Annotated in this window: 10 protein-coding genes; 7 read left to right on the forward strand and 3 right to left on the reverse strand. The window is 41.0% G+C overall.

Features of this window, described 5'->3' with window-relative positions; genetic code table 11:
- Nucleotides 1–3: 3 nt before the first annotated feature.
- On the forward strand, nt 4–1,005 hold the full coding sequence (locus HUW48_RS17075) for an SMP-30/gluconolactonase/LRE family protein (protein WP_182412096.1): 1,002 nt from the start codon (nt 4–6) through the stop codon (nt 1,003–1,005).
- 105 nt (nt 1,006–1,110) lie between these two features.
- Here HUW48_RS17075 and HUW48_RS17080 read toward each other — a convergent pair whose 3' ends face one another.
- Entirely contained in the window at nt 1,111–1,353 is a 243-nt protein-coding gene (locus HUW48_RS17080) for a hypothetical protein (RefSeq protein WP_182412097.1), read from the reverse strand.
- A gap of 364 nt (nt 1,354–1,717) precedes the next feature.
- Between HUW48_RS17080 and HUW48_RS17085 the strand changes: the two genes are divergently transcribed.
- Together HUW48_RS17085 and HUW48_RS17090 are read left to right on the forward strand one after the other, a co-directional pair.
- Nucleotides 1,718–3,418 carry a sensor histidine kinase gene (locus HUW48_RS17085; RefSeq protein WP_182412098.1) on the forward strand — a complete coding sequence of 567 codons (1,701 nt, stop codon included), beginning with the start codon at nt 1,718–1,720 and terminating at the stop codon, nt 3,416–3,418.
- Nucleotides 3,419–3,426: 8 nt separating this feature from the next.
- A complete protein-coding gene (locus tag HUW48_RS17090) occupies nt 3,427–4,716 on the forward strand; it encodes an amidohydrolase family protein (protein ID WP_182412099.1) in 1,290 nt (429 codons plus the stop codon).
- 106 nt (nt 4,717–4,822) lie between these two features.
- Here HUW48_RS17090 and HUW48_RS17095 read toward each other — a convergent pair whose 3' ends face one another.
- Nucleotides 4,823–6,148 (reverse strand): acetylxylan esterase, encoded by a 1,326-nt coding sequence (locus HUW48_RS17095; RefSeq protein ID WP_182412100.1) that lies wholly within the window; start codon nt 6,146–6,148, stop codon nt 4,823–4,825.
- Nucleotides 6,149–6,669: 521 nt separating this feature from the next.
- Between HUW48_RS17095 and HUW48_RS17100 the strand changes: the two genes are divergently transcribed.
- The 3 genes from HUW48_RS17100 to HUW48_RS17110 all read left to right on the forward strand — a co-directional run bounded on the left by HUW48_RS17100 (nt 6,670) and on the right by HUW48_RS17110 (nt 11,294).
- Nucleotides 6,670–8,616: a PAS domain-containing sensor histidine kinase gene (locus HUW48_RS17100; protein ID WP_246343526.1), complete on the forward strand. Its 1,947-nt coding sequence runs from the start codon at nt 6,670–6,672 to the stop codon at nt 8,614–8,616.
- A 286-nt stretch (nt 8,617–8,902) separates the two neighbouring features.
- On the forward strand, nt 8,903–10,141 hold the full coding sequence (locus HUW48_RS17105) for a serpin family protein (RefSeq protein WP_182412101.1): 1,239 nt from the start codon (nt 8,903–8,905) through the stop codon (nt 10,139–10,141).
- Nucleotides 10,142–10,394: 253 nt separating this feature from the next.
- A complete protein-coding gene (locus tag HUW48_RS17110) occupies nt 10,395–11,294 on the forward strand; it encodes a sugar phosphate isomerase/epimerase family protein (protein ID WP_182412102.1) in 900 nt (299 codons plus the stop codon).
- A gap of 505 nt (nt 11,295–11,799) precedes the next feature.
- On the opposite strand, the gene HUW48_RS27335 is transcribed toward HUW48_RS17110, so the two are convergent.
- The gene (locus HUW48_RS27335; protein WP_262891450.1) at nt 11,800–11,925 is read right to left on the reverse strand and encodes a hypothetical protein; all 126 of its coding nucleotides are present in this window, start codon (nt 11,923–11,925) and stop codon (nt 11,800–11,802) included.
- 29 nt (nt 11,926–11,954) lie between these two features.
- Between HUW48_RS27335 and HUW48_RS17115 the strand changes: the two genes are divergently transcribed.
- The gene (locus tag HUW48_RS17115) at nt 11,955–13,184 is read left to right on the forward strand and encodes a TIGR03118 family protein (RefSeq protein ID WP_182412103.1); all 1,230 of its coding nucleotides are present in this window, start codon (nt 11,955–11,957) and stop codon (nt 13,182–13,184) included.
- The last annotated feature ends 349 nt before the right edge of the window (nt 13,185–13,533 follow it).

Here is a 13,533-nt window from a genome sequence, read left to right on the forward strand (position 1 = left end):
AACATGAAACATAGCCTTAAAACAAGCGTTAGCATCCTATTTACTTCCCTTACTATCAGTTCTTTTATTTTTGCTTCTCCTGATAAACTAATAAAACCTTTTCCCACGAAATTAAGCTTTAAAATTAGCAGCGTGAGCAATGCCGTACACCCACTACCTGATTTAATTTCGAATCAAACAGGTGACCTTTTTGAGGAGGGTGCGCAGCCAGAACTAATTGCTAAACAATTTAAATTTACCGAAGGACCAGCAGCAGATAAGCAAGGCAACGTGTATTTTACCGACCAACCCAACGATAAAATCTGGAAATACTCTACCGATGGTAAACTGTCGGTGTTTATGGAAAAAACGGGGCGCTCCAACGGTTTGTACTTTGATAAACAAGGCAACTTACTTTCCTGCGCCGACGAAAATAACCAATTATGGTCGATTAGTCCCAAAGGTAAGGTAACAGTACTGATAAAAGATTTTAAAGGCCAGAAACTAAACGGCCCGAACGATTTGTGGGCGCATCCGAAAAGCGGTGCTATTTACTTTACCGATCCTTTTTACCCCCGCGATTACTGGGCCCGCAAAACGCCCGAAATAACCGGCCAAAAAGTTTACTACCTGCCAAAAGGAAAATCAGAGCCCATTATAGCCGATGAAAACCTGGAGCAACCCAATGGTATTATTGGCTCCGGTGATGGTAAAACTTTATACGTAGCCGACATAAAAGCGAATAAAACTTATAAATACGAGATTGCCGCCGACGGTAAATTAACCAACCGGCAATTATTTGTAGAGCAAGGCTCCGACGGCATGACGATAGATAGCCAGGGCAATGTCTACCTCACGGGCAAAGGAGTAACTGTATACTCTCCTGCCGGCGAAAAAATAACTAATATTCCCGTACCTGCCGGCTGGACGGCCAATGTTACTTTTGGCGGTAAAGACCGCAAAATGTTATTTATCACGGCTTCTGAAGGAGTGTATAAATTACCCATGCTGGTAAAGGGCGTGTAGTAGTATTTTTTAGGGGCAAAAGAATTACAAACCAGGGCTGTTTCGGTGTTGCTACAGAGGCTTAAAAGCTTTGTTGACAGTACCGAAACAGCCCTATCGTATTCTCTACTTCACCCGCATTTTCATTTTAATGCCGGCTTGGTTAATAATGGAGATGTTTATTTCGCCACCATTACGGGTAATTTTGATATCTGCCGGGGTAAGCGGCACATCCGGATGATCCTGGATAATAAAGTATTTTATCTGCTCATCCGTCATAGAATTAAAATCCGGTAAGTTTTGGCCATTGGCTTCGGTGCAGTGTTCTATCCGCTCTTCTATGCGCGTTTGGCGCGGGCTATCTTTCACGTTCAAATCAAAACCGTAATCTTTATTGGGCTTTTCGGTTAACTTCGTTAAAATCAGGCGTTGTCCATTAGTATCTTGAAATTAGAGACGGGAGTGGCGGGAAAGTCGCAGAATTTAGAAATAAATTTACTTTTTTAATAAAAGCTGGCTAAAAGGTAAACAACCTCTATTAAATAAAGATAAATCTGTTAAGCTACTTCACCACATTCTATATTGTTATAAGAATTTAAGCACAAACCTTTCGTTCTACAAACAATTCCTCATATATCTACTAGAATAGCTAAAACTCTATCCTTAGTAAATAAATAATACCGTAGCCGTTGAATTTTCCTTATCTTAATCCTTGTAAAGTAGTTCGCGTTGCATGGAAGAGTCAAATATTGTTCTGCAAAATCGGTGGCAGCGTTTTTCATTTATTGTGGCATTGGTAGCCATGGGCGTGGCCTGTTTGGGCCTGGCGGGTTGGCTCTTTCATTCACCTGCCTTGCGCAGTGGTTTTGGCACTTCCGGAACCATGAAATTCAATACCGGACTTTGCCTTTTACTGGCTGGTTCGGCCTCAATCTGCCTTCGGTTTAGAAAAATTTTATTTGCCCGCCTGCTGGCTACAGGTATTCTCCTGGTTTCTGCACTTACGGTACTGGAATATGTATTTAATAAAAATTTAGTAGTAGATCAATTCTTTTTCTTAGATCTGGTCAGTGATCCTAACCTGGAAACACCGGGCCGCATGTCTCTTTTAACGGCAGTTAATATATTTGCCCTTGGGCTGGCCCTTTCGGCTTTATCGTACCGGCAATTTAGTTTGGCCCAACTGCTTACCACCTTTTGGTTTATTGTAGCTTATGCTTCTTTTCTGGGGCATTTATTTGATATTTCTAAATTTTATCAATTTGGCAGGTTCTCTACCATTGCGGGTCATACTGCTTTTACTTTAATTTTAATTAACCTGAGTCTGTTACTGTACCGTTCGGATGCAGGCTGGATGAAAACTTTCTCGAGCCCGTTTATGGGCGGAAAACTAGCCCGACTTTCCTTTAGCTATTTTATGCTCACGGTGCCGGTATTTATGGGTGTTTACCTATACGGGTTAAAACAATGGCAATTTACCCCCGCTTTCGGCATTATAAGTTCTTTTATAGTAATTTGTGCTATTACTATTCCGATTGCTTACTTTTTTCTGAACCGCTTAAATAATTTAGATGCAGCATTACAGCAAGCCAACCAAGACCTGAAACAAACGAATACCCATTTAGCCAGCCGTAACACCGATTTAAACCAGGCCTTAAAAGAAGTACAAGCGGGTAACCGGGAACTAGCCACTTTGGCCCAGGAAATTAAAGTAAAAAGTTTGGCCCTGGAGAAACGGAATCAAGAATTAATCTCTGTTAATCAGGGCCTGGATGATATGGTTTACATGACCAGCCACGACCTGAAAACCCCCATTAATAACTTACAGGCTATTTTTCAGGAGTTGCGTTTAATTACCCAGGAATCCTTATCTTCTGACGATCAACAATTACTTTTTTTAGGCGAAGAATCTGTAAACCGTTTAAAACGCACCATCGAAGATTTAACCCAGATAATCCGGTCGCAGCAAATGCAAACCGACATGCCGGAACCAATTCAAATAGGTCCGCTCCTTCAGGAAATTCAAGTTGAACTTAGCCGCGAAATTACAACTACCGAAGCTCAGATAAAGTGGCAATTGTACACGAATGAAATTTTATTTTCCCGGATTCATTTGCGCAGCATTTTGTTTAATTTACTTTCGAATGCCCTTAAATACCGCTCGCCCGAGCGGGTACCGGAAATAAGCATTCGCGTAGAACCAATGCCTGAAGGGGTGCAAATACAGGTAACGGATAACGGATTAGGCCTTACCGAAAACCAACAAGCCAAATTATTTACAATTTTTAAACGCTTTCATAACCACGTAGAAGGAAGCGGCATTGGTTTGTACCTGGTAAAACGAATGCTCGAAAATTCCGGTGGGCGTATTCAGGTAAGCAGCAAAGTTGGTTTGGGCACCCGCTTTACTATTTTTATCCCGCAAAATTTCTAAATCCTAACATGAAAATACTGGCCTTCTTACTTTTACTTTTTACCTCTGTTTTACCGGTCTTCGCTCAAAAACAATCTACTTCTTATCTGATTAAAGCAGGTAAATTTTACGACGCAGAAAAAAATCAATTTTTAACTGACCAGGAAATATTAATTTCTGGCAGTACTATTCAGGCAGTAGGTACTCGTTTAAAAACACCTAAAAATACGCAAATTCTGGATGCCCGTAATGCTACCGTAGTACCGGGTTTAATTGATGCGCACACACATTTATTATTCAAACAAAAACAAACCGACGGCATGGAAGTTGGTTCTAAAATTCCGGCCGCCGAACGTTTAGAGGAGGGGCAGCAGTTCGCCGAAGAATTGTTACAAGTAGGCTTTACTACCTTGCGGGATTTAGGTAATTCTGGCCCTTACCTAGATCTGCAATTACAAAATAATTTACAGCAAGCAAAAACGCCCGCTCCCCGCTTGTACGTTTCTGGTCCTATAATTAGCCCGCCCGGTGGTCAGTTTAGTAAATTAGCTCCGGCCGATACTTTTGTTATTAAACAGGAGTACCGGGTAATAAAAGGTTCGGAGCAGGCTAAGCAAGCTGTACAGGAACATGCCGCCAAAGGCGTAAACGTAATTAAAGTGTGCATGGATTGTGAAGGCAGATATTTAAATGCCGCTGAAATAAAGGCTATTGTAGAAACTGCCCGCGAAAAAAAGCTTCCGGTTACGGCGCACGCCGGGTCTGATAAGGGCGCCCGCTTAGCGGTTTTAGCGGGAGTAAACGGCATTGAACACGGGTATAGTTTATCGGATAGTACTCTTTCCATTATGGCGCAACGAAAAGTATACCTGGTTCCCACAGATGTTTCCCGCGAAAAAGCCATGCTGATGGTAACCGGTATGGGCATGAAAGGAAAAGAAGCCGAAGATAACGCGAACAGCTTTTTAAACGCCACCCACGATCGCTTGAAAAGAGCCAGGCAAAAAGGAGTAATAATAGTAGCCGGTTCCGATTTTTACAACGATATGCCCACCGTTACCCGGGGCGATGGTTCCCGTGATGTTATAATCGCGTATTACGAAGCTGGCTTATCTTCAGCCAACGTACTCCAGACCGCTACCATAAATGCTGCTACGGTTATGGGCATACATAACCTTGTAGGTACCATAAAAAAAGGAATGAAAGCCGATATTGCTATATTCAACGGCGATTTAGAAAAAGCCTTCCCTCAATCCATTGTAGATTTGAAAATGGTACTGAAAGACGGACAAGTAATCTCTACTAAAAAAGCCAGATAAACTTATTATTTCCATAAAATCCTTTGGTTTAATTTTCTGAAAACAAAAGCATAATAAAAAAGGAATGTTGTTGCCAACATCCCTATTAAGCACCTGAAATCTTTCCCTATTTACTTTTTTGAAGTTTAGAATAAAGCCAGGAGTTGGCTTTTTGGCCTTGCTCCGGGTAAGTCCAGTGGCCAGTATCTAAAGCTAAAAATAATTCTTTGGGAGCTTTAATTACGTTGTAGGCAGCGTACATAGAAGTAGGCGGACAGGTTTCGTCGTTAAAGCCCCAGGAATAGTAACCCGGTATTTTTAGTAAACGGGCAAAGTTTACCACGTCGTAATACTTAGACGTTTCTATTTTATCTTTTTTGGCGTTAAAGGCATAATTATCTTTATTAAACAAATGCGGCCAGCCGCCGGCCCGATCGTGTAAGTAACCGGTTAAATCGCTCAGAGCCGGATAAAAAGCGGCCAGAAACTTTACCCGGTTATCTAAAGCAGCAGTAATTATGCTTAAAGCACCGCCTTGACTGCCTCCGGTTACGCCCAGATTTTGCCCATCGAACTGCGGTAAACTAAAGATAAAATCGTTTGCCCGCACACACCCTAAATACACGCGTTTGTAATAATATTTATCTTTATCATCTAAACCGTTGGTCCAGTAACCCCGCAAAGCGCCGGCCATTAAATTATTGTATACACTTACATCCATGGTAACCGGAACCCCGTGAATTCCAATTTCAAAAGTGATAAAGCCTTTTTCAGCTCCTTCTACATCGCCGTAATACGGGCGGGCACCAGCACCCGGCACTTTTAAAATAGCCGGGTACTTGCCTTCTTTTTTGGGCACGCATAAAATACCGTATAACCGGGTATTCTCAGTAGAATTCTGTAAGTTAACGTGGTATACATTCACGGTTTCGGTGCAACGCTCGGGCAACAAAGTCATACGGGCATCCAGCGGAATTTTAGCGGCCTCGGCTTTAGCTTTGTCCCAAAATGCCTGAAAATCGGCGGGTACGTTGGTAGTAGGATCAATTTTTAAAGGTTCAATACCGGCGGTAGCTAAACCTACATATTCTTTGCCATCTACCATTGCCGTGGCAATACACCGTAAAAATCCGGGTTTGTTTAAAGTGCCCCCTTCCACCACTTTTCGGCCATCGGGTAAAGAGAGCGTTTCCTTTTTGGTAGGCGTCATTTTTTCGGGCATTATCTCGTACTTTATTTTGGCGTTCGGCAACGGATTGTCGTACTGCAACACTGTAATAGTAAATTTTACGGGCTCCCCGGTTTTATATTCCCAGTTTATGTGATCGGGCGCTACTATTACTTTAACAATTTCCTTTTTAGGCTGCGCCGCTAAAGTTAAAGCCAGTAACAAAAAGTAAGTAACAGACAAACATTTTACTAAAGCACTCCGGCAGGGTATAAAGTGTTTCATAGAATTTGTTTTAAGTGAATAAAGTTTGTAGGGAAGACGCGTTTCAGAATTCGTACCTGAATACTATTCATTTTCTGGCAGAATTCCATCGGATTGTTATGAAAAACTTAACGCTAGAAATAAAAATTTGCGAACCAGGCTATCGGAGGCCTATTCACTAATTAGGAACGTACTTAAAGAATTTACTTTATTTTCTTTTATCGTTCTATTCTTGGTTGAGGTTTAAGCCCAAATTTGATTTATGTTCTAAAAATTTTTGCTGTTTAAACATTACTAGCGTACTCTTACTTTTATCCTTCTTTCTTGCTTTTCTGAGGCATAGTGCAGGAATTCTCAACTTTTTAAATTAGAATTACGCTTTTTACTGCCTAAACAGGAAAAATAGTAAGCAAATGGTCTAATGCTGAGCTGGCACAACTTAGCTGACATCAGATTTCTGACTATTTCAAGCCAGGCGCTTATCTTTCTTCCTTAAATTTGAAACAGGAAAATTATACTATCAGATATTTTACGTGAGTATCATGAATGCAGAATCAGACCATACTACCTATTTAAATCCTAAAAGCATTGCGCACGACCAGTACCGGATGCTGGTGGATAGTATTACCGATTATGCTATTTTTTTATTGGATTCCGGGGGGCATGTAGTTACCTGGAACCCCGGCGCTCAACAAATTAAACAATATCAACCCGAAGAAATTATCGGCAAGCACTTCTCCACCTTTTATACATCCGAAGCAAAAGCCAGTGGTTACCCGGCCATGGAACTGCGGGAAGCCCAGCGTTTAGGTAAATTTGAAGACGAAGGCTGGCGCGTACGAAAAGACGGTTCGGTATTTTGGGCCAACGTTATTATCACGCCTATTTACGATGAGCAAAAAACCTTAACTGGTTATTCTAAAATTACCCGCAATTTATCGGAAAGGAAAAAAGCCGAAGACGATTTATTTAAAGCTTACTCAGAACTAAAAGAAAGCGAAGAGCGATTCCGGCTATTAATAGAAGGCGTTACGGATTATGCCATATTTATGCTCGACCCGGCCGGTAACGTAGCCACCTGGAACGAAGGCGCCCGCCGCATGAAAGGGTATGAGGCGGCGGAAATTATAGGCAAGTTTTTTTCTAAATTTTACAGCCAGGAAGCGGTGCAGCAAGGTTATCCGGAGTACGAGCTAAGCCGCGCTAAAGCTGAAGGGCGTTTTGAAGACGAAGGCTGGCGCTACCGGAAAGACGGCTCGGCTTTTTGGGCCAATACTATATTAACGGCCATTTACAATTCGAGACAGGAACTCATTGGATTTTCAAAAATTACCCGCGATTTAACCGAAAAGAAGAAACTGGAACAGCAGTTATTTCGGATGAACGAAGAATTAAAAGAAAGTGAAGAAAAAAGCCGCTTGTTAATTAATAGCGTAAAAGACTACGCTATTTTAATGCTAAACCCGGAAGGTATAATTATTAGCTGGAATGCGGGGGCCGAACGATTAAAAGGCTACAAAGCGCAGGAAGTAATTGGCCGGCATTTTTCCATTTTTTATCCGCAGGAACTCATCAAAGCAGGCTTTCCTAAATTTGAGTTAAACAAAGCCTTAGAACACGGTCATTTTGAAGACGAAGGCTGGCGCATTCGGAAAGACGGCACGGCGTTTTGGGCAAATGTATTAGTTACGCCCATTTACAATGCTACCAACCGGCTGCTAGGCTTTGCTAAAATTACCCGCGACTTAACCGAACGCCGCCGAAATGAAGATTTAATGCAGAAAAACAAAGAGTTAGCCCGGATTAATAATGACCTGGACAATTTTGTTTATACGGCCTCTCACGATTTAAAAGCCCCCATTAGCAACCTGGAAGGGTTATTAGATGCCTTAATCGAAGATTTAGGTCCCCAAAAAGATAACCATCAGGCTATTTTAACTTTAATACAAGGCGCAATTACCACCTTAAGAAATATAATAGCAGATTTAGCTGAAATTACAAATCTGCAGCAAGAAAAAGGTCCCCCTGAAAGTGTAAACCTGGTAGAGTTGGTAGACGAAATAAAAGAAAGCCTGCGCGAGTTAATAAACACCCATAAAGCTGAAATAAAAATAGAGGCTTTAGCTTTCGAGAACTTAAGGTATTCCCGTAAGAACCTGCGCAGCATTTTGTACAACCTGGTATCTAATGCCATTAAATACGCCCATCCGGAAAGAGCTCCGGAAGTTATTATTAATACTTACTTTTCTAACGCCGGCGATTACGTGCTTTCCGTAGCCGACAATGGATTAGGCATTTCTGAAACCCAGCGGGATAAGATATTTGCTATTTACAAACGGGCTCATACCCACGTAGAAGGCTCCGGCCTGGGTTTATACTTAGTGAAAAAAATTCTGGATAACTCCGACGACCGCATAGTGGTAGAAAGTGAAGTAAACAAAGGCTCTCAATTTCAAGTATTTTTCAAACAAGAACTCTCTGATGGTTAAATTTAAATCTACTATTTTAAGTGATAACTTTACTCTATCCGTTCTACCATCTTTAAGTAAAGAGCCACCCGTACCTAAATATTTAATAGTAGACTTTTGCCAGTTTATAAATTGATGATTTATTAAACTGGCAAAAGTCTACCATCAACGAAGTATCTACTTTTAAAATACTACATCAGTATTAGCAAATAGCTTGCAACCATTTCATAAGCGGTGGGGTCATAGGTAAGAAAGAAAAGCTGCTTTACACACTTTTTTACTCTGGATAGATTTAAATTAATAAGCGATGAACCTACCTGCCTTTAATACCTTAATTTTGGGAATAGCTGCCGGATGGCTGTTAAGTTCCTGCCAAAAAGAAATGGTAGCCCCCGACCAAAATAATCCGCCTAAACTCCGTCCGCTGGCCAACCAGGAAGTAAAAACCGTTAGCAGTTCCAACGATTTTGCCTTCCGGGCATTCACCGCACTCCGTACCGAAGAAAACGGAAACAATTTATTTATATCTCCTCTGAGCATTTCTTCGGCGCTTACCATGACTTATAACGGGGCCGATGGTTCTACGAAAGAAGCCATGCGCCAGACGCTCGGGTTCGAACCCCAATCCGATGCCGAAATAAATCTGGCTTATAAAAGTTTATCAGAACTCTTGGTAAACATGGATAAGAAAGTAACCTTTAACGCGGCTAACTCTATCTGGTACGCGCAACAATATCAACTGCTAGCTCCCTTCATTCAAAATAATCAAGACTACTTTAATGCCACGGTGCAGGGATTAGACTTTGCTTCGACTACCGCAAAAAACACCATTAACAATTGGGTAAAAGACAAAACGCAGGGTAAAATTGAAGGTATTGTGGAGAGTATCCGGCCGGAACACGTGTTATTTCTGGTAAATGCCATCTACTTTAAAGGCACCTGGACGTACCCTTTTACTAAAAATTTAACTAAACCCGGTCCTTTCCAGAAAGAAGATGGCACTACCGTTAACGTAGATTTTATGACTATGAAAAAAGGGCGGTACCTGCTTTACCAAGACGCAAAGCAACAAGTAATTGACCTTCCCTACGGCAATCGTCAGTTCAGCATGACTATAATTGTACCTAAAGCGCAAAACACCGTGCAGGATATTGCCGGCAGTTTAAGCAGCTCGCAATTAGCTAACTGGTTAAGCAGCGCCGACAGCAGTAGTTTGGAATTGCAAATGCCTAAATTTAAGCTGGAATACAAAAAAGAACTCAGCGAAACGCTAACGCAATTAGGTATGGGCGAAGCTTTTACCAAGCAGGCCAATTTTAGCCGAATGCTGAGTAATTCCAATCAAGGTTTGGCCATAAGCGAGGTAATGCATAAAGCCTTTGTAGAGGTAAACGAAGAAGGTACCGAAGCGTCTGCGGCTACTTCTGTCGGGGTGGTATTAACTTCGATGCCTTCCATTATTCAGGTTCACCGACCGTTTATTTTTATGATTCGCGAAAAATCTTCTAACGCCATTCTTTTTATCGGCCAATTAATGAATCCTTAAAATATTTCCTGTTTTTCTTTTAAAGCCCTTGCACTGTTATATTCAGGCAAGGGCTTTTGCTTTTATCATTTACCATTTACTAAGAAATAATTAGCAGGTAAAAAGTAGTTCTGTTTCTTACCTTTATTTGTACGGTACTCTTAACTATATTTAAACTTATAAACCATTTAGTAACTACTAAAGATTCTCTGGTAAATGGTAACTGGTAACTGGTAAATGGTAAATGGTAAATGCAAATGGTAAAACGCCTTATATGAAAAAATTAACATGTTGTTTGCTGGGTACTTTGTTTTTGCTTAGTTGGGTAACTCGTTCCTCCTGGGCACAGAAAAATCCTGTTCCGCTTTTTGCTAAACAAAACCTGGTAGCCTGGTGCATTGTACCATACGATAGCGTTAAACGCACGCCCGAACAACGGGCCCAAATGCTACAGGAACTCGGGATTAAAAAGTTTGCCTACGATTGGCGCGACCAGCATTTACCTACTATGGCCCAAGAAATTACTACCATGCGCCAGGCAGGTATTCAGTTAAAATCCGTTTGGTTTTGGGTAAACGGCGGTTCCGACCAGGTGCTTGACAAAACCAATGAATTTATTCTGGAAACCCTCAAACAACAAAAGGCACATACCGAACTCTGGCTTTCTTTTAATGAAAAATACTTTGCTGGTTTAACGGATCAGGAAAAGCTTAAAAAGGCGGTAACTGCGGTTGATTACATTAATAAAAGAGCGCAAGCCATTAATTGTACGTTAATGCTGTATAACCACGGCGACTGGTTTGGCGAGCCGGAGAATCAAATTAAAATAATTAAAGCAATAGGCGCTAAAAACCTAGGCATGGTGTATAATTTTCATCACGCGCACGAACAAGTAAAAAATTTTCCGGCCTTGCTTCGGCAAATGAAACCTTATTTAACAACCGTAAATATTAACGGCATGCGCTCGGGCGGCCCCAAAATTTTACCACTGGGCAAAGGCGACTTAGAAGAGCAAATGCTAAAAGATTTAAAAGCCTCCGGGTTTACCGGCTCGTTGGGAATTATTGGCCACACCGAAAACGAAGACGTAAAACAAGTATTAGAAGGTAACCTGATTGGTTTAAAACAAATATTAAAAAACCTGGGCGAAACCGCCGCTTTGCAAACGTATTAACCAACTCCGCAATAAATAAATTTAAAATAGCACTGCATTTGATAAGGTTTTTTATTGCATTATAGAAGTAAAAATTTAACTTGTATTCATAAATAATTAGTTATATCTTAGTTTTACCCAAACAAATTACCTGCATAGTTCTAATACTGCGTAGTTCTGTGTAGTTTATTAGCTTATTGAGCAACAGGCAATAAGATTTTACCAGCTTTTTTAGTATTACACTGTTAACCATTAACATTTATTTACTTAAAGCATGACGTAAAATAAATACTTATTTCAACAGCTTATCCCGTAAACAGAAGACTTAATTCTGCTAAGTTTTAGCTTTACCGGGTGCGCCTAAGCTGTTACCTGTTAGACCAAATTCAGCTATTTGTAAGTTACCAGAGCAGCTCTGGCTTACATACCATTCCGCCCTTTTTTACTAAACTTCTTCCCGTTTCTGCCTGGTGCAGTAAGGCATATGCTGTTCGGTAAAGTTTCTTATTTATCTATATCTCAGGTTTTAAGTTACCCGTTGCATTTGCATCTGGCGGCTCAAACCCCCGGTATGGAGGGAACTTACCTGGTAGAGCAGTTTTCCATATAGGAGAAACACAGGCAGCGCATTGCCGCTTTTCTGAAAATGCATTTTTTAGTTTTTCTAAAATTAAAGGCTTTATGAACAAGTTCATTCAAAAGTTAAAAAGTACTCCTTTTACTGCTATTGCTACTTTGGCGCTGGCATTTTTTTTAGTTTTTTCTGGTTGCGACCGCACCCTGGACGAGTTAGATAGCCAGGTTAAAAAACAAGGTCAGGGCTCAGACAAACAATTGGCCGATGAATCGGAAGGCCTAAAAGATTTTGAATTAGTAAACCTAGTTGCTAACACCGACAACGATGAATATGATGCTAAACGGGTAGAACCCAAACTTCAAAATGCCTGGGGCATAGCCTTTAGTGCTGGGGGTGTACCCTGGGTAAATGCCACCAATACCGGCTTAAGTTTTATATTCAACAGTGAAGGCGAAGAATTAAGAGATCCCGTAGATGTTCCATCTCCTACAAAATCGACTGGTGGTTTGCCTACCGGCATTGTATTTAATGGTACTACCGACTTTAAGCTACCAAATGGGGACCCGGCCCGTTTTATTTTCTGCGGTTTAGATGGACTTATTTCTGGCTGGAACCAGGGAGGATCCGTGGAAGTAATTGATCGTTCTAAGAGTAACGGTTACAAGGGTGCCGTTTACACTGGTATAGGCAAAGCGGTAGCCGGAGGAAAAAATTACCTGTACGCGGCTAACTTCAGCATTAACAAAATTGATATTTTTGATGCCGCGTTTAAACAAGGAAAAACCCGGAATTTTAAAGATCCCGATCTTCCTAAAGGCTACGCTCCTTTTAACATTCGCAACTTAGGTAATAAATTATACGTGCTCTACGCCAAAGTAGGAGAAGATGGCCGCGCCGAAAAAGGCAAGGGCAAAGGCTACGTTAGTGTTTATGAACCCAATGGTACTTTAATTAAGCGTTTTGCTTCCGGCGGAACTTTAAATGCACCCTGGGGTATTGCGCGCGTTCCGAAAGGCTTTTTCGACGACGATCCGGAATACAGTAATTTAAAAGATGCTATTTTAATCGGCAACTTCGGTGATGGCTACATTAATGTATATACCGCCGATGGTACGTACGTAGGTCAATTAATGGACGACGATAAAAAAGTAATTTCTATTGACGGTTTATGGGAGATAAGCTTTCCGCCCCGCACTGCCGCAGCCAATGTGGACCTAACCCGCCTTTATTATGCCGCTGGTCCGGATAATGAAGCAAACGGAGTATTTGGCTATATAACCAGAAAAAAAAGCAATGATGATGACGACGATGATGACAAAGTTGCTAAACGTTAAAAAAAGCTAAGTTAAAAGTAATGTAAGAACACAATATTTGAATTTTGCGGGTATCTCTCTTTTCATCTATTTCTTAGATTAACTTGAAAGATACTTACTAATTCAGATGTACCTACTCCCGTTATTTCGGATAGCACAAGCAAAAGCTTGTGCTATTTTTTTTACAGTACGTTATGGGAAGCAGCCGGAAATCTACTTTATCCTATCTCAAAACCGAACAAAAAAGTGTACGGTAGCGCACACCTTTTAAAGACTATTTTATAAGAAAACAGCCTCTATTAATCAGAATAGCTGTTTTTGGCAAGTGGTAAAGTATTTGCTCAGCAAAAATAGATTTTATTTAAAGCCC

Origin of the sequence: Adhaeribacter radiodurans (assembly GCF_014075995.1) — a bacterium.
Classification (GTDB): domain Bacteria; phylum Bacteroidota; class Bacteroidia; order Cytophagales; family Hymenobacteraceae; genus Adhaeribacter; species Adhaeribacter radiodurans.

What these genes read in the sequence shown, in the direction of transcription:
- HUW48_RS17100 (WP_246343526.1), top strand. Translation starts at nt 6,670, where the DNA reads ATGAATGCAGAATCAGACCATACTACCTATTTAAATCCTAAAAGCATT.
- HUW48_RS17095 (WP_182412100.1), bottom strand. Translation starts at nt 6,148, where the DNA reads ATGAAACACTTTATACCCTGCCGGAGTGCTTTAGTAAAATGTTTGTCT.
- HUW48_RS17110 (WP_182412102.1), top strand. Translation starts at nt 10,395, where the DNA reads ATGAAAAAATTAACATGTTGTTTGCTGGGTACTTTGTTTTTGCTTAGT.
- HUW48_RS27335 (WP_262891450.1), bottom strand. Translation starts at nt 11,925, where the DNA reads ATGCATTTTCAGAAAAGCGGCAATGCGCTGCCTGTGTTTCTCCTATAT.
- HUW48_RS17105 (WP_182412101.1), top strand. Translation starts at nt 8,903, where the DNA reads ATGAACCTACCTGCCTTTAATACCTTAATTTTGGGAATAGCTGCCGGA.
- HUW48_RS17115 (WP_182412103.1), top strand. Translation starts at nt 11,955, where the DNA reads ATGAACAAGTTCATTCAAAAGTTAAAAAGTACTCCTTTTACTGCTATT.
- HUW48_RS17085 (WP_182412098.1), top strand. Translation starts at nt 1,718, where the DNA reads ATGGAAGAGTCAAATATTGTTCTGCAAAATCGGTGGCAGCGTTTTTCA.
- HUW48_RS17090 (WP_182412099.1), top strand. Translation starts at nt 3,427, where the DNA reads ATGAAAATACTGGCCTTCTTACTTTTACTTTTTACCTCTGTTTTACCG.
- HUW48_RS17075 (WP_182412096.1), top strand. Translation starts at nt 4, where the DNA reads ATGAAACATAGCCTTAAAACAAGCGTTAGCATCCTATTTACTTCCCTT.